At 46.5% G+C, this 243-nt stretch carries 1 protein-coding gene; it reads left to right on the top strand.

The window, feature by feature from the left end:
• Positions 1–243: transposase (locus tag HPT30_RS31240; protein WP_175369642.1), on the top strand; the 243-nt coding region annotated here is incomplete at both ends.

Raw genomic sequence — 243 nt, 5'->3', positions numbered from 1 at the left:
AGTACATTCAAGAACAACGGAAGTCCATGGACGAAATTGCCCTGGAACTAAACATTCCAAAGGGTACACTCAAAAACTGGATGATGACGTACCGCCAGTTCCCCGATGAACCGTTTGTGGGGAGCGGCAAGCTGCGTACGCAAGAGAAACAAATTTCAGAACTAGAGCAGAAGAATAAGGATCTGGAAGAGGAAATCGCCATCCTAAAAAAAGCGATGCACATCTTCAGCAAAGACCGGAGCT

Origin of the sequence: Paenibacillus agri, assembly GCF_013359945.1 — a bacterium.
GTDB lineage: Bacteria > Bacillota > Bacilli > Paenibacillales > Paenibacillaceae > Paenibacillus_AQ > Paenibacillus_AQ agri.
Note: the sequence above shows the minus strand (reverse complement) of the source record. Positions and strands in the feature narration are given on the sequence as shown.